This window comes from Phocaeicola sp., assembly GCF_057861905.1.
In genome coordinates this window covers 1-19,696 of the sequence record NZ_DBMACV010000065.1, presented here as the reverse complement: position 1 = coordinate 19,696, position 19,696 = coordinate 1, and the positions used below count along the sequence as shown (strand labels likewise).

General features: G+C 38.9%; 16 protein-coding genes and 1 pseudogene. 8 read left to right on the top strand and 9 right to left on the bottom strand.

Annotation, left to right across the window (positions count from 1 at the left end):
- The first annotated feature begins 306 nt into the window (after positions 1-306).
- From ACZM60_RS11770 to ACZM60_RS11760, 3 genes are read left to right on the top strand one after another with little or no spacing between them, the layout of a single operon-like run.
- The gene (locus ACZM60_RS11770; RefSeq protein WP_204429414.1) at positions 307-3,003 is read left to right on the top strand and encodes a SusC/RagA family TonB-linked outer membrane protein; all 2,697 of its coding nucleotides are present in this window, start codon (positions 307-309) and stop codon (positions 3,001-3,003) included.
- Between the two features lie 12 nt (positions 3,004-3,015).
- Complete coding sequence (locus ACZM60_RS11765) at positions 3,016-4,632, top strand: RagB/SusD family nutrient uptake outer membrane protein (protein WP_489521597.1); 1,617 nt, start codon at positions 3,016-3,018, stop codon at positions 4,630-4,632.
- A gap of 9 nt (positions 4,633-4,641) precedes the next feature.
- Entirely contained in the window at positions 4,642-5,130 is a 489-nt protein-coding gene (locus ACZM60_RS11760) for a Crp/Fnr family transcriptional regulator (RefSeq protein ID WP_489521596.1), read from the top strand.
- Between the two features lie 144 nt (positions 5,131-5,274).
- Here the strand turns inward: ACZM60_RS11760 and ACZM60_RS11755 are convergent, their stop codons facing one another.
- The 9 genes from ACZM60_RS11755 to ACZM60_RS11715 all read right to left on the bottom strand — a co-directional run bounded on the left by ACZM60_RS11755 (position 5,275) and on the right by ACZM60_RS11715 (position 13,606).
- Positions 5,275-5,973: a hypothetical protein gene (locus ACZM60_RS11755; protein WP_273389918.1), complete on the bottom strand. Its 699-nt coding sequence runs from the start codon at positions 5,971-5,973 to the stop codon at positions 5,275-5,277.
- Positions 5,974-5,995: 22 nt separating this feature from the next.
- Positions 5,996-6,937, bottom strand: coding sequence for a relaxase/mobilization nuclease domain-containing protein (locus ACZM60_RS11750; RefSeq protein WP_489521595.1), 942 nt, complete (start codon positions 6,935-6,937; stop codon positions 5,996-5,998).
- Entirely contained in the window at positions 6,918-7,271 is a 354-nt protein-coding gene (locus ACZM60_RS11745; protein ID WP_177603778.1) for a MobC family plasmid mobilization relaxosome protein, read from the bottom strand. Before ACZM60_RS11745 ends, ACZM60_RS11750 begins: the two co-directional genes overlap by 20 nt.
- A gap of 146 nt (positions 7,272-7,417) precedes the next feature.
- Positions 7,418-8,362, bottom strand: a complete 945-nt coding sequence (locus ACZM60_RS11740; RefSeq protein ID WP_489521594.1) for a toprim domain-containing protein — start codon at positions 8,360-8,362, stop codon at positions 7,418-7,420.
- A 232-nt stretch (positions 8,363-8,594) separates the two neighbouring features.
- Positions 8,595-9,806 carry a primase-helicase family protein gene (locus tag ACZM60_RS11735; RefSeq protein ID WP_071150469.1) on the bottom strand — a complete coding sequence of 404 codons (1,212 nt, stop codon included), beginning with the start codon at positions 9,804-9,806 and terminating at the stop codon, positions 8,595-8,597.
- 3 nt (positions 9,807-9,809) lie between these two features.
- Positions 9,810-10,160: a helix-turn-helix domain-containing protein gene (locus ACZM60_RS11730; RefSeq protein ID WP_022352893.1), complete on the bottom strand. Its 351-nt coding sequence runs from the start codon at positions 10,158-10,160 to the stop codon at positions 9,810-9,812.
- A gap of 245 nt (positions 10,161-10,405) precedes the next feature.
- Complete coding sequence (locus ACZM60_RS11725; RefSeq protein WP_227086156.1) at positions 10,406-10,813, bottom strand: hypothetical protein; 408 nt, start codon at positions 10,811-10,813, stop codon at positions 10,406-10,408.
- The gene (locus ACZM60_RS11720; protein ID WP_227086154.1) at positions 10,792-12,345 is read right to left on the bottom strand and encodes an RNA/DNA-binding domain-containing protein; all 1,554 of its coding nucleotides are present in this window, start codon (positions 12,343-12,345) and stop codon (positions 10,792-10,794) included. Before ACZM60_RS11720 ends, ACZM60_RS11725 begins: the two co-directional genes overlap by 22 nt.
- A gap of 10 nt (positions 12,346-12,355) precedes the next feature.
- A complete protein-coding gene (locus ACZM60_RS11715; RefSeq protein WP_071150471.1) occupies positions 12,356-13,606 on the bottom strand; it encodes a site-specific integrase in 1,251 nt (416 codons plus the stop codon).
- Between the two features lie 352 nt (positions 13,607-13,958).
- Here ACZM60_RS11715 and ACZM60_RS11710 point away from each other — a divergent pair.
- The 5 genes and pseudogenes from ACZM60_RS11710 to ACZM60_RS11690 all read left to right on the top strand — a co-directional run bounded on the left by ACZM60_RS11710 (position 13,959) and on the right by ACZM60_RS11690 (position 19,225).
- A pseudogene (locus tag ACZM60_RS11710) lies at positions 13,959-15,180 on the top strand (tyrosine-type recombinase/integrase).
- A gap of 77 nt (positions 15,181-15,257) precedes the next feature.
- A complete protein-coding gene (locus tag ACZM60_RS11705) occupies positions 15,258-16,124 on the top strand; it encodes a hypothetical protein (protein ID WP_489521593.1) in 867 nt (288 codons plus the stop codon).
- Between the two features lie 398 nt (positions 16,125-16,522).
- Positions 16,523-16,996: a hypothetical protein gene (locus ACZM60_RS11700; protein ID WP_489521592.1), complete on the top strand. Its 474-nt coding sequence runs from the start codon at positions 16,523-16,525 to the stop codon at positions 16,994-16,996.
- Positions 16,997-17,063: 67 nt separating this feature from the next.
- The gene (locus ACZM60_RS11695; RefSeq protein WP_337420260.1) at positions 17,064-17,495 is read left to right on the top strand and encodes a hypothetical protein; all 432 of its coding nucleotides are present in this window, start codon (positions 17,064-17,066) and stop codon (positions 17,493-17,495) included.
- Positions 17,492-19,225, top strand: coding sequence for a DEAD/DEAH box helicase family protein (locus tag ACZM60_RS11690; RefSeq protein ID WP_489521591.1), 1,734 nt, complete (start codon positions 17,492-17,494; stop codon positions 19,223-19,225). Before ACZM60_RS11695 ends, ACZM60_RS11690 begins: the two co-directional genes overlap by 4 nt.
- The last annotated feature ends 471 nt before the right edge of the window (positions 19,226-19,696 follow it).

The following is a 19,696-nucleotide window of genomic DNA, read 5'->3' as shown; positions in this document are numbered from 1 at the left end:
TTTCTTTTTTCTAAATTTCTTCAAATGACAAATTATTGTTACCTTTGTAATGTAATGTAGTTAATGGTTGCGCTTATAAAGTCCTTGGAAAGGATTTATGTATAAAAGAGGTAGATGTTTACTCTGGTCTTGTCTGGATTATCAGCATCACTGATATGAAATAACAGAAAAAAAATATACAATGGCTAAGCGGACGGACAGGCAGGGAAATAGTACAGATTCCCAATCCCCCTCTTTATAATACATTGCGTATAAGATTTATTAACTGTCTGGTCTGGGGAATCTACAGAGATTTAACGAATCAAGATGGGAAGAGTCGGTCTTTGTCTTGTCATAATGTTCTTCATCTGTAGTGCTCAAAAAATTGATGCACAAGTACAGAATATCAGAGAGAAACAAGATACCATTTCGGCGACTAAATCATTAGAGCATATCAGGCCCGAGAATATCAAGAAGGGACCATTGAATAATGCTTTGGATGTATTGAGTGGTCAGTCTGCCGGTGTGAACGTCACCACTAATGGGACTGACAGGCTCGCTATGCTGAATAGTATCCGTGTGCGTGGTACCACATCCATTATGGGTGGCAATGACCCGTTAGTAATTATTGACGGAGTGACATCTGACATCGCTACGCTATCTACCATATATCCCGCAGACATCGAGAGTTTCACTATTTTGAAGAATGCTACCGAAACGGCAATGTACGGTTCCCGTGGTGCTTCAGGTGTAATTGAGATTAAGACCAAGAAAGGAACGGGGCGAGGTTTCGAAATATCATATGATGGCAACTACGGATTCGAGTCAATGTATAAACATCTGCAAATGCTCAACGGCCCGGAGTATATAGCTACAGCAGAGGCACTTGGATTAGATTACAATAATGGTGGCTACAACACCAATTTTCACGATGTAATTACTCGTACGGGCTTGATACATCAGCATCACTTGGCTTTTAGCGGTGGTTCGGAAAACTCAAACTATCGAGCATCGTTCGGTTTTATGGATCATAATACAATTGTCAAAGTTAACGATTACCGAAATTTAGTGGTAAAACTTGATGCTACACAAAAGGCTTTCGATGGTCGCTTAGTTGGCGATTTTGGTGTATATGGCTACTCGTCAAAGATACACGACATTTTCGATACACGAATGCTGTTTTACTCGGCAGCTGCACAGAATCCTACATATCCAGCAGGAACTGATGTTAATGGCAACTGGGTGAAGAACTCGGCTGCATCACACATCAACCACCCTGGAGCACTCCTCTATGAGAAAAATGACTCCGAAGAACGGAATTTCAATACACATTTGGGGCTGAAATTTAATATCCTTGACAATTTGATATTGTCGGCTTTCGGCTCTTATTCATATTCATCTACGGGAAATGCTCAATTTTGTCCTACATGGGTGTGGGCGCAAGGCAATGTTTATCGTGGAGAGTTCAAGGGTGAAGACTACTTTACAAATGTGTCCCTCTCATATAACAATGCTTGGGGAGACTCACACCTTGATGCTGTTGTTGGCGCAGAATATCTTAAACAGGTAAGGACTGGTTTATGGGTGCAGGCAAAAGGAATAACAACAAATGATTTCTCCTATAATAACATCGGAGCAACATCATCGCGTCCTTTCGGTGGTACGAGCAGTAGCTATGAAGACCCGTCACTTGCTTCAATAATGGGTAGTGTCACATATAGTTACAAGGATAGATATTCTATTGCGGCAGCACTCCGTGGAGATGGCTCTTCAATGGTAAGCGATAACAATACTTTCGGATTCTTCCCATCAGTATCACTGGGTTGGGATGTAAAAAAAGAAGGCTTCCTCTCTGATACTGACTTTATAACAATATTGAAACTAAGAACCGGATATGGTCGGTCAGGAAATCTTGGAGGTATAACATCCTATACAACACTTAATACCGTAAAGGAGAATGGTATCGTATCCATCAACGGTGCACCTACCGTAACAATGGGAAGTATACGCAACACGAATCCGGACCTTAAGTGGGAGACTCGTTCAACATTTAATATCGGTTTTGACTTAGGTATATGGGATAATCGGTTGATGCTTACCTCGGAATTATATTACTCAAAGACAACGGATATGCTCTATGAGTATGATGTTCCCGTTCCGACCTTTGCGTTCGATAAACTGATGGCAAATATCGGCTCGATGTCTAACCAGGGTGTCGAACTAGGAATCTCGGTAGTTCCCATTCAACGAAAGGATATGGAGATGAATATCAACTTCAATATGTCCTACCAGAAGAATAAGTTACTTTCGCTTAGTGGAGAGTATAATGGTATGCATATGACAGCTTCAGATATTACTCCGATTGGCTCGCTTTATGGTGCAGGTCAGAACGGTGGAGACAATAATGTAGTATATCAGATTGTAGGTCAGCCATTGGGGGTATTCTATCTACCTCACTGCAAAGGGCTTAAAGAAAATGAACTTGGTGGCTACAGTTACGATATTGAAGATTTGAATGATGATGGCGAGATTGATTTTAGCGATGGCGGAGACAGGTATATAGCAGGTCAGGCAACCCCCAAGGTAACTATTGGATCAAACATCAGTTTCCGTTACAAGTCCTTTGATATTGCCATGCAGATAAATGGTGCTTTCGGTCATAAGATATTCAATGGCACGGGCTTGGCTTATACCAATATGTCTATATTCCCTGACTACAATGTATTGAAGGGTGCTCCTGAAAAAAATATTATTGATCAGAATGTTTCAGACTATTGGTTGGAAAAAGGTGACTATGTAAATATTGAACATATTACCATAGGCTACAATATTCCAATGAAATCCAAGGCTGTGAAGTCATTGCGTCTTTCGGCAGGCATTAGCAACCTTGCAACAATCACAGGCTATAGCGGTCTTACTCCAATGATAAACAGTTATGTAGTAAGCAACACTTTGGGCATTGACGACAAACGCACCTATCCTTTATATCGTACCTATTCGTTAGGTCTTAGTATTCAATTATAACCGCTTACAGTTATGAAAAGATATATAAACATATTGATGGTTGCTTTGGCAACGATGATGACCTCTTGTCTTACTGAAGACCCTAGAGATCAACTTTATGAAGAAGACATTTACAACAATGCCAACAACATATATATTAATGCAGTGGCTGTGCTCTACAATTACATTGGTGGCAGTGCAGACAGTGAGGGTTTACAGGGGACCTGTCGTGGGATTTATGACTATAACACACTTACTACAGACGAAGCCATGATACCTATTCGTGGTGGCGACTGGTACGATGGAGGTTTGTGGGCGAATATGTATCAGCATAAGTGGAGTCCTAATGATTTACCACTCTACAATACTTGGAAATACCTCTACAAGGTTGTTGTGTTATCGAACAAATCTCTGCATATCATCGATAAGTATAGCCATAACCTATCTGAGGAGCAGAGAGTGGCCTACGAAGCTGAGGTGCGAGCTCTGAGAGCACTTTTCTACTACTACATTATGGATATGTATGGCAGAGTGCCCATCGTAACATCCTATGAACAACCGCAGGATGAAGTTGTGCAGAGCGAGCGTAGCGAGGTTTTCCGTTTTATCGTGAATGAGTTGCAGGAGGTTGCCGAGTTGTTGCCAAATGAGCGTAGTAATAAGATGGGTAACTACTATGGTCGTATAACAACACCTGTAGCTAATTTCCTTTTGGCTAAGTTGGCTCTTAATGCCGAGATATATTGTGATGATAATTGGACTGATGGCGTTCCACGGAACGGTAAAGAGATATTTTTCACCGTCGATGGTGAGAAACTCAACGCTTGGCAGACCTGTATCAAATATTGCAATAAACTTGCCGAGGTAGGTTATCGGTTGGAGGACGATTATAGCTATAATTTCTCTGTGCATAACGAGAACTCCAACGAAAACATATTCACCATTCCGTTGGATAAGAACCTCTATGCTGCGCAGTTCTGGTATCTCTTCCGATCACGACACTACAACCATGGCGGTGCGTTGGGTGGCTCATCGGAAAATGGTACCAGTGCCAATACCTCAACAGTCTTAGCCAACGGATACGGCACAGATGATGTAGATGCTCGCTTTGAAAAGAACTTCTATGCCGGCATCGTAGAGGTTGATGGAAAGCCTGTAATGATGGACAATGGACAGCAGTTGGAGTATTTCCCATTGGAGCTAAAGTTGAATCTTACGGGAAGCTCCTATGTCAAGACAGCTGGTGCTCGTATGGCAAAATATGAGGTTGATAGGACCTCACATTCCGACGGTAGACAACCGGATAACGACATCGTGCTATTCCGCTATGCCGATGCTCTCCTGATGAAGTCCGAGGCAAAGGTACGTAATGGTGAGGATGGCTCGTTGGAGTTGAACGAAGTCCGAGGTCGTGTTGGTATGCCATATCGAGAAGCTACGCTTGAGAACATATTGAAAGAGCGTTTGTTGGAGTTAGTATGGGAAGGCTGGCGACGACAAGATATGGTGCGTTTTGGAGTTTATCACAAATCATACGATCAGCGAGTCCAACTGGCTGATGAGAAAAATGGGTATACCACAGTTTTTCCTATTCCACAAAAAAGTATAGACTTGAACCCAAAATTGAAACAAAATGTTGGATATAAATAACTTTAGCCTATGAGTATTCAATTTGACATTGCAAAACAGATTATAGCTGAAACATGCCCTAATCGCAAACTTAAGTTGGAGAATATTCGCCTTTTTGCAGATATTATTCAGCCTAAGAAATATCAAAAAGGTGATATAATTCTAAATGAAGGTGATATCTGTAATTGCCTATTTTATATAGAAAAGGGATTTATTAGACAGCACTACCTAAAGCATGATAAGGATGTGATAGAACATTTAGCATGTGAAAAAGATGTTGTCTGGTGTATTGACAGCTATTTTAACCGAGAGCCAACACATCTTATGATGGATGCTGTAGAAAACAGTGTTTTATGGGAAATTTCGCATGATATAATGGAAGAACTTTCTGATGCTAATGGTGATATAGCTTATCTATATCGGAGTTTTTTTGAAAATTCCTTAATGTTATCACAATTAAAGTGTAATCTTCTGTTTCTATTGCTACCTGCCTATACGCTTTATTCAATATTTGATTAGGCTTTAATTGTCCCATAATGTCCTTTTTTAATAATTCACAAGCAAAAGTAATCTAATTTGTTGATATATACCTCATAACAAATAAAAAAAGGAAGTATAACCCTATATTGCAGATTATGCTTCCTTTCGCATATAAAAACTTCTTTATTCAAGTTCTTGCGCTTCCTGCTGCAACAGTCTTGCCTTCTCCAACTTTTCAGCCCTTACCCGTGTACGGTATTCAAAATCCTCCACCTCATTACGAATGTTTCTGATGACAGTTTTATTCCTATCACGATAGAATACCACTTCCAATGTATCCAGTTCATTGCCCGAAATGCCACCATACATTTTAATAAGGCGGTACTTCAAATCATTGTCAGAAAGTTGCATATTACGTTTAAACTGACAAGCATTGCCGACCAAAAGAAGCAGAATTATCCCCAACAGGACAACCTGCCACAAGAATGGCCGTGAGGCTTTGAAGTCCAAAATATGATTGTTGGTGTGATGAACTTCCAACTGCTGTATTCTCTGCAACTCGTTGGCGATGCGTTCCTGTTCCGAGAATATGTCCTTGTTAATGGCACATAGGTTGGCATATAGGTTGTGCATCTCCCTGACACGAACCAGTGTCAGTTCACGGAACTGCTCCCACTCATTTCTTCCGGCTGAGAGCTGGGACTTCATTCCAGCAATCTCCGCTTGAAGCCGTTGCAAATTGTCGGAAAGCAGGACAAGTCCCTCATTGTTTTCCTCTTCATCAGTCGTTTCAACCGAAGTTATATGTTCCTTGATTTCGGAACAAAGGTTATATACCGCATCCAGCGTGTGGACAAAATCATTATTCTCCATTTCTTTCATTTTCGTATCTGTTTTTGAGTGATTACCAGTTTATCCTTCTCTTTTTCTTCTTTTTCAATTTCCGTTGAAAGGCTGCTTCCGCATTTTCATCGGTATAATTGGGGGTAGGGTTGAACAATCCGCCAAATGCCCCGACAATGCTTTCTACTACATTGCTGCCTGAATTATAGGTATTCTCATACTGCATCACAGGTCGGCTGCTGTTAGTTACCACTCCGATATTCTGTTGGTATTGGTTATTGGTTTCTCCCAACATTCTGTCCAACTTGGAATAACTGAAACTCCTGTCAATGTCCGAAGCCTTGAACGTAATACCGTCTTTAGTAAATGACAAGCCCTGTATGACATTGCTTCTGCCTCTATACTTGAACTCCGTTTTTATTCCCTGTCTGGATAATTCCGATATGAGCTGCTTCCAGCTATTGGATTTGCTTAACGAGTTCTTTACCGCATGGTAAATCTCATACTTCGTCTTATCATTTCCTTTCAGACGGTGAGTCCGTACCCTATCCTTTCCTTTACCAAAATAAAGTCCATACTTTTCTTTCAGTTCCTTGCAGACTTTGACATTCCGATAACAGTCGTTCTTGTCACTAATAGTGCGTCCGTTATTATTCACTCGGTTGAAAACAATGTGAACATGCGGATGCTTCTGGTCATTATGCCGGGCAATGATATATTGGGTATCTTTGATTCCCATTTTCTGCATATACTCCTTTGCCAGACTTACCAACATCTCATCCGTCATTCTCGGAGCGTCCTCAGGTGCATAGCTGAGCGAGATATGTCCCACAGGCTGACGGATATTCGGTTTCATCATCCGCTGAGCTTGAAAACAGTCCGTAATAGTCTGAATGCTGTCCGTCAACACTCCTTCCGCAACCAGCAGTCTCGCTTCCGGCTTCCCCAGTACATAATTGACACATCCTTTGAATCCCGCTCCCTTACTTATTTTTCCAATCATCGGATAACTGTTTAATGATTTGTACTATCTTTTTCTTCAACAGCATAAGTTCTGTTGCTACGCCAGCAAATCCTCCGGCATTGGCTTTATGGGCAAGCTGGTTGATGTTATTGGCTTCTCCGGCAAGTTTCCGCAACACGTCCGCATCCGCCTTGCTGATGCGCTGTACTACTTTACCCGTAAGCAATACGGAGTGGACGAACCTACTGAGTGAAACTCCTGCATCTTTCCTGCGTTTCTCTACCGCTTGGTACTCAATATCTGTAAATCTTGCGCTGACCACACGCACCTTGTTGCGCCTGGTCTGCCGTGATTGTTGTTTATCTTTTTCCATTCTGAAATTCCTTTTGGACTGCAACCAACGGGAGCAGGTTGTCTTTGCCTTCCGGCAAAGCAAGGGCGGAAATGTATACATTTCCATTACCTTGCTTCCTTAGCCTGCACATATTCCGTTGCTACAGCAATGTTACTTGATTAATACTACAGACTCCTACCTTTCAACTTCTTGGGCACTGATGTTTGTATGAATTTCTTTTCTCGAAGAGGATTCCGTTTACACAAGTACTCATTCAAATCCTTGCATCCACTATATAGATGTGATGCGTCACGGATATTGATGGTACTACCATACTCTTTTCGGATTTGCAGAATGGCTTCTATCCCTGCACGGTCGTTATCAAAAAAGCAATGAATGCGCTGATAATTTCCCAACGGATAAAGAGCCTTGGAAACATTCGATACAGAATTCAGTACCATATAGTCTTGTTTGTCAAATTCCGGATATTGGGAACAACTGTCCAATCTCAATGTCAAGAAAGAAAGATAATCCATAAATCCTTCAAAGACATAGCAGACTTCATTCTGCCTGTTCGTATGCCGAATATGACTGATGTCCTTGGGAGCAATACACCCCTTGAAATACTTATTCCGTATTTCATACCCTCCACGCACATTAGGGAACCCAACTGCATAATAATGCTTACCGTTGTTCTCAAAATGCACTTCACAACATTCTCTTTTCGCAAGTCCAGTATTAATACCCCTGTCACGCAGATAGGAAAGCAAAACAGGTGATTCCAAAGGTTTCACTTCCATACGCTGAAAACTCGGCTCTGTAGGAGACTGCTCCTGAAAAGAAAAGGAAACGGGACAAATATGCGGGGCCTGCTCCTCAATCCGGCGCAAAAGATAAGGTACACTTTCGGAACAATACAATACCGAAGCTAGGGTAAGTATATTACCTCCCTTGCCCAGCCCGAAATCATACCACTTATTGATTTCGGTATTCACCTTAAATGATGTGTCTGTTTCCTCTCTAAATGGTGATTTATACCAAAGGTTTATTCCCTGTCGTTTGGCCGGATTATATCCCAAACTATGCAGATAATCTTCCAGTTTAATATTCTTCGCTTCTTCTATTGTCATTTTCTTATGAATTTGAATGTGAATGAAAAGTGTTGACTTGTTGAGCAACTAACTTATCTTACTGAAATACAACAGAATTACACCTCAACATCAACTCAACAAAGACCGATGAGAAAAAGAAATAACTACTTCTCTTTTCAACAGCATATTTAAGAAGTTGAGTGTTTGTTGAGAATATTATTCTCTTATACTCAGCAAGTTGGTATTATCCTTCAACAATTCAACAAAAAATTTAGAATTCATCCAGTTGTTTTCTGGTAATGGTGTAATAGCGTCCTACCCGTCTGATTGGTTCAAATCTCCTTTCTTTGTTACAGGCAAACAGATAAGTGGTATAAGTCAATCCGTTCGGAGCTGGAGCCAGTTTCCAATCCTCGGTCACAATTTTCCTTAACCAATGCTTGTCAATTCTGACTTGGGAAAGATTCAGCAGGATAAGCAAGTCATTCAGACAAAAAGAAAAACTGTCTATTTCCATACACTCCATGATTTCCTTTATCAGCTCTGCAGCTTCCACCTCGTATTTACTTTTGTTGCAGCGTATAATTTTCAATAAGGCCGCTGTTTCCGTCTGTTTCGGTGAAAACCACATACGACTCACATTTTGAGTGGTCAATGTCCGATGCTGCAAAAAGTAAAGGAATGCCGGAATCTCCTCAATCAGTTTCTGTAAGAAGTGTGTATCGTCATTTTCCAGATGATGAATCTTCCTTACCCAATACCGTGTTTCTCCCGGATCGATAATTACAGGAAGTCTTTCGTTATTTGAACAAAGCACAAACTTGGCAAAGAAGGCAATCTCGTCACGGTCTTTGCCTTTTGCTTCCACTTTATAGGATAAAGTTGTACTCAGATTTTTCAACCGTTCCGAATCCTCCCTGCGGTTCAGCAATACCTCATCCACTACAATGATGAGTTTCCCTGCCCAATCCGAATTGAACTGACTGCGGAAATCTTCATTCGTATTAAAGGTTACATTATTGCGGAACATAGCTTTCAGGAAGTTTAGGAACGTACTCTTTCCCGTATTTCGTTCTTCCGATACTAACAACAGAATCGGCAATTTCTGAACAGGCTGCAAATAAAGGAGTTGCAAATAATCCATTCCCAATTCGTATTGCTCACCGAAAATATGGTGCAGTAAAGCTTGAATATGAGAGAAATCTCCTTCTTTTGGCTGGTGTCCTATCGGTTCATACAGATTCAGAAAATTATCAATCACTTGACGGTAGTTCACATGATCAGGTACAGTACAAAAGCCGTCATACTTTGGGACATTTGCCAGATAATCTTTACCATAATCCTGACGAAGTGTTTCATTGTTCCAGACAATACGCTTCTTTACGTAACCACCGTTCAAACGAGGTTGGTTCACTATTTTGTAGAGTGTCGTACCAACCCGAACAAACGGGCTCTCATTTCTCAATGTTTCATCCGTACTCATACCTTAGCGTTTACGTTTAAAACATTTCTGAATATTGGTCGCTGAATCACAACCTTCACTGCTGTTAGAAACCAATTGCTTGTGTGCCCATTCAATAAGAGCCTTCCGAGAAAAAACAAGTTTGTTTCCATACTTCATAAAGGGTATCTGTTCCTGCGAAGTCATTTTGTATAATTTCGCTTTTGAAGTCGGAAAGCCGTTATCCTCCAGCACTTTCAAGGCATTGGGCATACTTAACGTATCAGGTAAATCGGAACTGGATATTGCTTGTTGATTTCCTGAAAAGAATTTTGAAACCGCATTGAATACAGCTTCTTGAATCTGCTCCTCTGTTGCGACAATGATATTTGCCATAATCAAACATTTTAGGGGTTAAACAATAAGCTGTCGTCACAGCTATCTCAACGTTGATATGGCAAAGGAAATATAAAAATAAGAGCTTATAAAACAGGATAATATCTATATCAACTATGCCAACAGCGGACATCTGATGTCATTTGAAGACATTTGCCCGACAGCATTTCAAGGCTTGGCAGCAAATGGCATTGAAATGGTAGTTATTGGCACAGTTGATATAGATGATAAAAGAAAATGTGATTTTATTGTTTTTGTCTGCGAAGCTGGTCTATTACCTCGTCTATATCGAAAAACTTTAAATTGGAGAATGATTTCTCACTGGGTTTTATCAGACCGTCCTTAATCCATTTATTGACGGATGCTTGGGTTGTCTTCATCCATTTGGCTAAATGAACATTTGTAATCAGATAACATCCGTTCAATTGTATAACAGTATGTTTATTTGCTGAAAAGCCACGCTGCAAACGGTCTATCAGTACATCAATGTCTTTTTTGATAATTTTTGGTGCTGGTCTGTTTTCTTTGATGGTCAGTTCAATAGAACTCATGTCGAAGTTGGCCAACTGTGGCAGTTTGGATAACTCTTCGATGATATGACCGGCACATCGCAAATCTTGAATATGGAATGTCAATTGCTTTCGTCTTGGCATAGTAGTGATTTTCCTTTTTCAGTGGTATAGTATTTCTGCAAACGGCTGTTAGGCTTATCAGGAACAGTCATTGCCAACAATCCTTCTGCAATCAAGGGGTTTATATATTTATTCCTAAATTTAGTCCGATTACTAAAGTGCAGCAAAGTAATAATTTCCATTAGCGACCTTTCCGATATACAAGTTTCAAGAATTGTCTGTATTTCTCCCCGACTTAGAGCCAACTTAGTCCCGACTTGGTCCCAACTTGGTCCCGACTTAGTCCCGACTTGTCGGTGACTTGTCGGTATATTTTCTGCAAGTTCAAACTCTTTAGGGTCACGATAGGTAATGGAAAAGATAAACTCCTCTCCACTATGAATCTCTATCTCAGAGTTTTCAAAGTATAACGGAGCATATTTCCGAATATTTTTCTGTCCTGAGCCAAGCTCTTCTGCCCATTTCATTTCACGGAATACTTTTGTTATTAGCGGGTTCTTTGTATGAGTACGCCAATCATCTATATTTATATCCCCTGTTTGGAATGGTTTCGTCCAATTCTCCGTTATAACCCGGTCACGGAATATGAGAAACTTATTGGTATATGAACTGATATATTCACGGTGCAGAAGGGTATTTGAAATTACTTCTCTGAATATCATTACCCGTAAATCCAAACGGTCTATACCATTATCTGCCAAACGGAACTTATCAGGCATGTTGCGTTGCACGAAATTCAGCAAACGGATATATGACTGAATCAGATTTACGCATATCATATCCCGGTCATTGTAACGAATATCAGGGTCAGTAGGAAGCGGATGCAAGAAACGCTCGTACGACATGCTACGGTAAATGGCATCCGTACGATGCCACGGGCAACAGTTAAGAATAGTCTGTTCCTTGCCAAATAGAAGAATGGCAGCCAACTTATATCCTTCCTTGTTCGTTTCCCGTTGTTTACCCCAGAACAGACTTTTCAGAAACTCTTCATTTGTCATGCTCAGCCACGGATGATTGGAGTTATGAATGGAAATGTGGCTGCGCATAATCTTGAATGATTCTTCGTCCATATCTGCCAATGTTACATCGGGAAATACTTCATTCTCAGAAGATTCCTTTTCTTTTCGCATGAACATGTTCTTAACCAAATAAGTATGCTTTGACACATCATTGTCTGCATCACCCCAACGGTCGTAAAAACGGTTCTTATATCTATGTACCTGTTCACTCTCCGGCACATTCAGATACAGGATAATCTTACCGTCTATCTCTGTCTGCTCTGGCGTGATTGGCATTGGAGGAAGAAACTGTTCAGGATTATTCAGCGTATTGATAATACTTTTGGTCATATCTGTTACGCATTTAGGGTTAATTCCCAATATTGTACCATCATCATCCACCCCTAAAAAGATATACCCTCCCTCTGCATTCAGAAAAGAACATACCGTTTCATACACGGAAGCCGAAACCTTATCCGTGCATTTCTTAAATTCTACTTGCTTATTCTCGCCATGCGAAAGCAAGTCCTTTATTTTATCTGTTGATAACATACTGTTTCTTTTATAATACTTTTACCGCTTCGTCTATTACGCTACTGGCAAAACTATCCAAATAAGTATTGGTCGTTGCCAAATCACTATGACCTAATATCTGTGAGATAACTTCACGTGGTACTTGATTATCCTGTAAAGTCATAGCCATTGTATGACGACTCACATAGCTGGTCAGCTTCATGTCCGTAATCCCCAAAGTCTGCGCTAAGTTAGCCAAATTCTTGTTATTACGTCCAAAACGGCTACGAATATGATTATATAGTCGTTCCCCCTTGTACCCGGCAATGGAAACAATCGGCAATAAATAATCTTCCACTAATATAGTATGAGCAGCAAACCAATCCATCAATTCCTGAATTTCAGGAGTTATCTTAATCTGAATAGGTTTGACTTTCTTGGCTTCTTTTGTTTTATTCCGCTTATAGACAATATAATTTCCACCATTATAACGGACAATATTCTTCTTAGTCAGCAATGCTGCATCTATAAACGATATGCCATAACAATAATAGGAAAAAAGGAACAGACGTCTGGCCAGTTCCTGAGCAGGACTTTCAACTACCGTGTGTTTCAATTTATCCATATCCTCATGTGGCAAATACCGCTTTGCTGTTTCTTCTTCCAAAGCAGCCACATTGAAACCTCCTTTTCCAAAAGGATAAGTACTTTCCGACGCTTCTTTATCTTGAATAGCCTTGTTTAAGATTGCACGCAGAGCTTTGAAATAAAATTTCCGGGTATTTCCCTTACATTCCCGTTTCTGAAGAAACACATCGAAAGCCTTTACATATTTAATGTCAATTTCAGAAAATACTTTCTTATCAAACTTATTATCAAACAATTCAAGCATATGCAGGGTACGGCTATAACAAACAGAATTACCCACATGTCCCGTTTCTTTCAATGTAGTTATCACTGTATTGAAATAATCTTTCACATTGCCTTTCGAAATTTTCCCCACAAAAGCATCTTCAAATTGATTCAAGGTCCAGTCAATACCATCAACCTCAAAATCACGAAAGACCGCATTTACACGAGTTTCTATTTCAGACAGCTTCGCATTATATTCCTTGTATTTAGGCACAAGTTTCTTGTCAGTAACAAAACGATCGTTGGCAGTATTCCACTGCTCAGGAGTTGCAAGCAAACCTGTTTTAATGTACTTCCGCTTTCTGTCTTTAGTAATGCGTAAAGTTACAGCCGTTTTTCCATCCTTGCCTGCATTATACTCTAACAACATGAATTTATAATGTGCCATACTCCAATACTTTTAGCGTTTCATTGATTTTGCTTTTGTTTGAATGACACAAATATGACACATTTTTCCGAAACTACCAACAAAAAGAAGAAAATTCATAGAAAATAAGCATTTGACATTCAGTAGTATAAATTCTGAAAATCAAAGAGATAGAAAAATATAAAGATTTAAAATCGGCTCCTGGGGGGGGGGCGTGTGGTCGCTGGTTCGAATCCAGTCACCCCGACTGGGAAAAAGCATTGATAATCTGATGATTGTCGATGCTTTTTTGTTTTTATATAGTTTATAAAGCTATAGCGGTTGACGCTGTGGTTGACGCGAAAAGTCAACCAAGAAGTCAACCGTATTTTTTATGAAAGCTGCAATTTCTATTATTTGCTACAAGCATAAAGTGCTTGCAAACGGAGAATCGCCATTAATGGTAAGAATAGCCAAAGATGGAAAACGTACAATGAAAAGTTTAGGCATATCCGTTAATCCTCAACACTGGGACTTTAGTAAAAACCAACCAAGAACAAATTGTCCCAATAGAAATCAAATCAAACAAATCATTCTGAAAACTGAAATGGAATATCAGTCTAAGGTACTTGATAAAGAGCTCAAAAAGGAGGAATTCACGGCATCTTCCCTTATCAATGAACAGAAAGATTCAATTAAAGCAAAAACGGTTGAAGAGTTCTACCTGTCATTAATCGAAGATTTAAAACAGAAAGGAAGAATTGGTAATAGCTATGCTTACCTAAACTCATACAATACCCTGCGCAATTTCAATAAAGGTAAAAAGCTAAATTATACTTTCAGCCATATCGACGTTTCTTTCTGCAAAAAATTTGAGGACTGGATGCGAAGTAAAGGGAACAAAGACACAACTCTCAGTTATCAGTTCCGTACTTTACGAGCTACCTATAATAAAGCAATAGAAGCAAAGATAGTGGCACGTGAAAAGAATCCATTTATTGAATACAAGTTAAGCCACTTCAATACCAAAACTATTAAAAGAGCCTTGTCCAAGAATGATATTCTGAAACTTATAAACGCAAATTGTAATGGGCAAAGTAAACTTAGACAACTTACTCACGATTTGTTTTCATTCTCATATTTATGCGGAGGAATCTCGTTTGTGGATATTGCTAACTTGACACGTCAAAACATTGTTGAGGACAGACTGATTTACCAAAGACAAAAAACACATGGCAATATCAATCTCCTATTATCAAAAGAAGCCTCAACAATAATCGCAAAATATTCTACTTATCAACAAGAAGCAGAATATCTATTTCCTATTTTACATTGCAAACGCCATATAACACCCATGCAAAAAAAGTAACAGAGTACATAAAATCTGCCATCAAGTAAATACTGAATTGAGAGCCTTTGCTAAAGAACTAGGGATAACGGCAGAAGTAACCACATACGTTGCTCGACATTCATTCGCTACCATATTAAAGAAATCTGGAGTAAACATTGGAATCATATCACAAGCTTTAGGACACCAAGATATAAAAACTACCCAGATATATCTTAGTAAATTTGATAACGAGCAAGTGGATGATGCAATGAAGAACCTACTTTAAAATGATTATCCCACTTGCAATTATTGTGAGTGGGATTTTTCTCCTTAAATTTGTCACTATAACTAATGAATAAGAACATGGATAAACTGGTATGGGACAATAACGCATTATCTCTAATGGAATATATCGGAATAATAGAATCTATTTATATTCCAGATTTAGACGATTATGATTATATAATAAATGTGACCAGATGTGAAGCATCAGCAGAAGCCATAGAAGAAGCTGGAAATATCCCTTTTGGTGCTACAGACTGTATGGTCATATTTAAAAGCAGATTCAACCAAAGATTATTGAGTAAACAAAACTTATATAGCCAATATTTGACTGAGCGTGAAATCCAAGAACTCATTAGCTATTTTGAACTGAATACGGATAAATTCTGGCTACTGATTCTCTTTGTTTGTGATTATTGTGAAAGCATGTTCTATCAAGGCATAACAATGAAGTTTACCCCTTTAGAACAATTGGAGCAGCTGCAATCAGCTATCAGTAATGTTGAAGATATAGCCAGTCTTACTTTCAAGGCAGGCAAGCAAAAGGTCGTTTTAGAAGATATAAGAGCGATTAAGGCAATATCGGAAGCCATAAACAAATATATAAGCGAGGCTGATATTGACACGGTCAAATTTCTGAGTAGAAGACAGGAAGAAGAAACTTCCACGATATTGAAAGACTCACCGTTTATTGCTTACTTTGCTAAAATGCTTCTTACTTTCTTCAATACCCAGCAACAAATCAGAGCCAAAAGAAGAACAGGAGCAAACCATTCTATTAAAGAAATGGAGCTTGTCAGCCGATTGGTCTATTTTATCAAACTGTCTAGAAATAAAGAAACATGGACTGATATTGAAAATGAAACGCTTAAAGCTTTTCTCAAACAATACAAAGACTATAAATATCCACATAACATAAGTAATGTCTATCCAGAGTTTTCCATCTGACAGATTACTTGTTATTTAATATATCCCGTTATTCAATTTCCATTTAAGAGGAATAGAATAGCGGGATTTTTTATTCCCCATAACGTAACGCTATCCTCTCTACTTTTGCACTGTCAAAGGAAAAGAGTTCCATGAAACGGTTGAAGGGGAATAGAAATCCATCATTTTTTATTCCCGATAACAAGACATGAAAACCACGACCTTTGCAATGTCAAAAGGAAACAAACGAGCAAGTGCGCATAGCTTCAGTAGTTTTCTAATGGCATTATAATTAATACATTAAACATTAAAAATTAGAAATTATAAAAAATGTTAAATTTCCAGAAGTGTTAAATAATGAAATAGAAAATACTAAAGTAAATGCAGCATTCGTACAAGCATTGAAAGAAGCATTCCTTATGTTTCCAACCAAAACAGACATGCGTTTCAAGCAATCAAATAGTGGACAGTTAATCATATCTGTTACGGTTACTTACTGGACTGGTACGGTACAGCATTTTGAAGGTGCTGGAGATACCGAACTAATCTCGGCTATACACAATGGCATGGCTAAAATCATAAATGATTTGAGTGCCTATAAAGCAGAGGAACATGAGGTCGAAGTTGCCAAAGATGGAGAGAATTTGGTGTTAGAATTATTCAAGCAGTACATCAAATCATCAATGAGAGGCTATATTGAGACCGACTGGTACAGCAACAAGGGAGAGCGTTATCGCTGCATGAGATTCACCAATACTTTCAACGGCTATATAAGATTCTGTCTAAAAGCAACAGATGAAGTAAACGAACTTATCAGTGAAGCCTGCAAGCCAGAATGGATGAAGAAGGAGGAAGCGAAGCAGGAAACAACCGAACCCAATAAAGTAGCTTAAACAGTCAACCTGAAAGGAGGTCGAGAAGACAGCACTTCTCGGCCATCCTTTCCAATACAACAATCAGATGAAACAGATACAGTTCTCTCAAACATACGACAACGAAACAGCTCACCGACAAGTGAAGCTGTTAATGATGCAACACAAACAGCTCCATATTCAAATAAACGGAGAAGCTTGGATAAGTAGTCAAGGAACAACTGGAATAAGATATATTTTTAACAGACAAAGCTGGCACTGGATTCTCAACTACCTGCAAACAGGCGATTATGAAGACTTCGGTATCTTCCCGTCCGATATTACTAAAACAATTGAGGACACTCAAACGACCTGTCTGAAAGAACTTATCGAGCAAAAATGCAACATCGCAAGAATACCGTTTCTAAGAGAAACAGAAGCCTATATAAGACTCAGAGGACTGTTCCGATTTGGCAAGCTATACTTTAGCATAAAGAGAAGTGATGAATTTATAGACTATTTAAACAGCAAAGGCTTATGATTACAATACATAAAGGTCAATACCTGTCAGACGTAATGAATGAAATACCGTCTGACTGCATTCTTTCCAAAAAGATACCCGGCTGTGGAGCTACTACTCTGGAACTTAATACTGAAAGAAGTTCCATTATCATTGTTCCCAATGTTCCTGTTATCAGAAGCAAATGTAGCAAATATGATAACCTGCTGGGTGTCTATGAAAATGTGACAGCAGATAAGATATGCAATTATCTGACAAGTAATACGCTGCATAAGATTATGATTACTCCCGAAAGTTTCGGCAAGGTAAAAACAGCGTGTGCAAGATGCGGAATTGACCTTTATTCCCATTTCTTTTTACTGATGGATGAATGCCACCAGCTAATTAAAGATGTAGACTATAGAGAAGATATAGTCTTGCCCATGACCGACTTTTTCCGCTTCAAAGAAAAAGCACTGGTTTCGGCTACTCCAATCGGATTCAGTGACCCACGGCTAAAAGAGTTTGGGACAATAGAAGTGAATGCTGATTATGACTATAGGCAGGAGATTACAGTCACCCATACTTATAACATACAGAAAGCGGTAAACGAATATCTGAAAAACCATGATGGTACAATCTGTTTCTTCATTAATTCTGTAGTAGAAATCTATGCCATAATGAAACAGCTGAACATACTGGAAGATTCAGCAGTCTATTGTGCACCCAAAAGCCGCATGAAACTCAGAAATGAATACTCCTTTGACAATGCTTATAAGGACTGGAGCGCAGATACCATGAAAAAATACAATTTCTTCACCGGAAGATTCTTTACTGCATTTGACTTGGATTTGCCCTATAAACCGGACTTAGTAATGGTGACAGACCCTTATATTTCTGAATATACCATGCTTGATATTGATACAGATTGCATACAGATTTGTGGAAGGTTCCGTAATGGAATAAACTCCGCCACACACATCTACAGGGTAAATCCGGAAATCATTATCAAAGATCGAGAACAGATTGAATGGGAAATATCCGCCCATGAGTTTGCCTATCAAATAGTACAGACTTTATATAACAGTGCTGACAACAAGGAGAGCAGATTTGCTTTCAGTGCCGTTCTTGAAACCATGCCGTTCCGTAAGTTCCTATATCCCGATTTTACCAAAAACTGGTTTGCCATAGATAATGAGATAAATGAGGTTCTGGTAAGGAACAGATACCAGTCTGTAGAATTGGTAACTAAATGGTACGACGACTGTCATTTCTTCAATCCTACATTTAGCAATTGTGAATATAACCCCAATGATGAGAAATTGAAAATAATAAGAAGTGCACGCTCGGTAAAAGAGAAGCGCAGAATTATGGTACAGCAGCTCAGTGAAATGGAAGTTCCCTATTCTGAATATGCTTTGGACTACATAAATGATATGAGAAAGATAGACCCGTTCATTGTGGAAGCCTTTGAGATACTGGGTAAAGAGAATATAGAAGAACTTAAATACAACGAAAGAAAAATCAGAGAAAAGATGATTCTTATACAGCGCAAAGGGAATAAGGTTATCCGACTGATTAAGAATATATTTAAAGTTGGCAATAGATATTCCAATGAGAATATAGTTAATGAGTTGACGAGGATATTTAAGATGCTGAACATTCATCCCGAAGAAAAGATAGAGCCTAAACTTATCAATTCCTATTATCAAGCCGTTCCCTGCTGGGTAGGTAAAAACAGAGGTTATCAATTAATTACTGAACTAATCTAAGTGCTACCAACAAAACTTCATTTTTCTGTCTTTCTATACCCAATATAGAAATTTAAGAAAATGTTGGTCACAACTTTGGTAACTAATGAAACAAGACGATTTTCGCTATAACAGATATTAGAGCCAATTTTACTTGGAACTTTTCAATGCTATGAATAAGATAGCAAACACCGAGGGAAAGTCTATTCAGACCTTTCTGAAAACAGGTCAGAAATCTTTCCAAAAATATACGGAAAAAACGTCCCATAACTTAGGGAAAAAGCGTCCTATAAGTCACGGAAAAAGTGTCCACATATCATTACATACATTACTTACATTACATAACAGATAATTCGTTTCACTTCATTATCAGATTCAACCTACATTAATTAACTACGTGAGTTCGGGATAAGAAAGTATCTTTAAAAGTTGGTAATCACCGAATTATTTTGTATATTTAAGTCTGACAAACAATTAATTACAAATTAACAA

Bases quoted from the DNA above. Each gene is read 5' to 3' on its own strand.
- ACZM60_RS11770 (WP_204429414.1), top strand. From the start codon at position 307: ATGGGAAGAGTCGGTCTTTGTCTTGTCATAATGTTCTTCATCTGTAGT.
- ACZM60_RS11765 (WP_489521597.1), top strand. From the start codon at position 3,016: ATGAAAAGATATATAAACATATTGATGGTTGCTTTGGCAACGATGATG.
- ACZM60_RS11760 (WP_489521596.1), top strand. From the start codon at position 4,642: ATGAGTATTCAATTTGACATTGCAAAACAGATTATAGCTGAAACATGC.
- ACZM60_RS11755 (WP_273389918.1), bottom strand. From the start codon at position 5,973: ATGAAAGAAATGGAGAATAATGATTTTGTCCACACGCTGGATGCGGTA.
- ACZM60_RS11750 (WP_489521595.1), bottom strand. From the start codon at position 6,937: ATGATTGGAAAAATAAGTAAGGGAGCGGGATTCAAAGGATGTGTCAAT.
- ACZM60_RS11745 (WP_177603778.1), bottom strand. From the start codon at position 7,271: ATGGAAAAAGATAAACAACAATCACGGCAGACCAGGCGCAACAAGGTG.
- ACZM60_RS11740 (WP_489521594.1), bottom strand. From the start codon at position 8,362: ATGACAATAGAAGAAGCGAAGAATATTAAACTGGAAGATTATCTGCAT.
- ACZM60_RS11735 (WP_071150469.1), bottom strand. From the start codon at position 9,806: ATGAGTACGGATGAAACATTGAGAAATGAGAGCCCGTTTGTTCGGGTT.
- ACZM60_RS11730 (WP_022352893.1), bottom strand. From the start codon at position 10,160: ATGGCAAATATCATTGTCGCAACAGAGGAGCAGATTCAAGAAGCTGTA.
- ACZM60_RS11725 (WP_227086156.1), bottom strand. From the start codon at position 10,813: ATGCCAAGACGAAAGCAATTGACATTCCATATTCAAGATTTGCGATGT.
- ACZM60_RS11720 (WP_227086154.1), bottom strand. From the start codon at position 12,345: ATGTTATCAACAGATAAAATAAAGGACTTGCTTTCGCATGGCGAGAAT.
- ACZM60_RS11715 (WP_071150471.1), bottom strand. From the start codon at position 13,606: ATGGCACATTATAAATTCATGTTGTTAGAGTATAATGCAGGCAAGGAT.
- ACZM60_RS11705 (WP_489521593.1), top strand. From the start codon at position 15,258: ATGGATAAACTGGTATGGGACAATAACGCATTATCTCTAATGGAATAT.
- ACZM60_RS11700 (WP_489521592.1), top strand. From the start codon at position 16,523: ATGTTTCCAACCAAAACAGACATGCGTTTCAAGCAATCAAATAGTGGA.
- ACZM60_RS11695 (WP_337420260.1), top strand. From the start codon at position 17,064: ATGAAACAGATACAGTTCTCTCAAACATACGACAACGAAACAGCTCAC.
- ACZM60_RS11690 (WP_489521591.1), top strand. From the start codon at position 17,492: ATGATTACAATACATAAAGGTCAATACCTGTCAGACGTAATGAATGAA.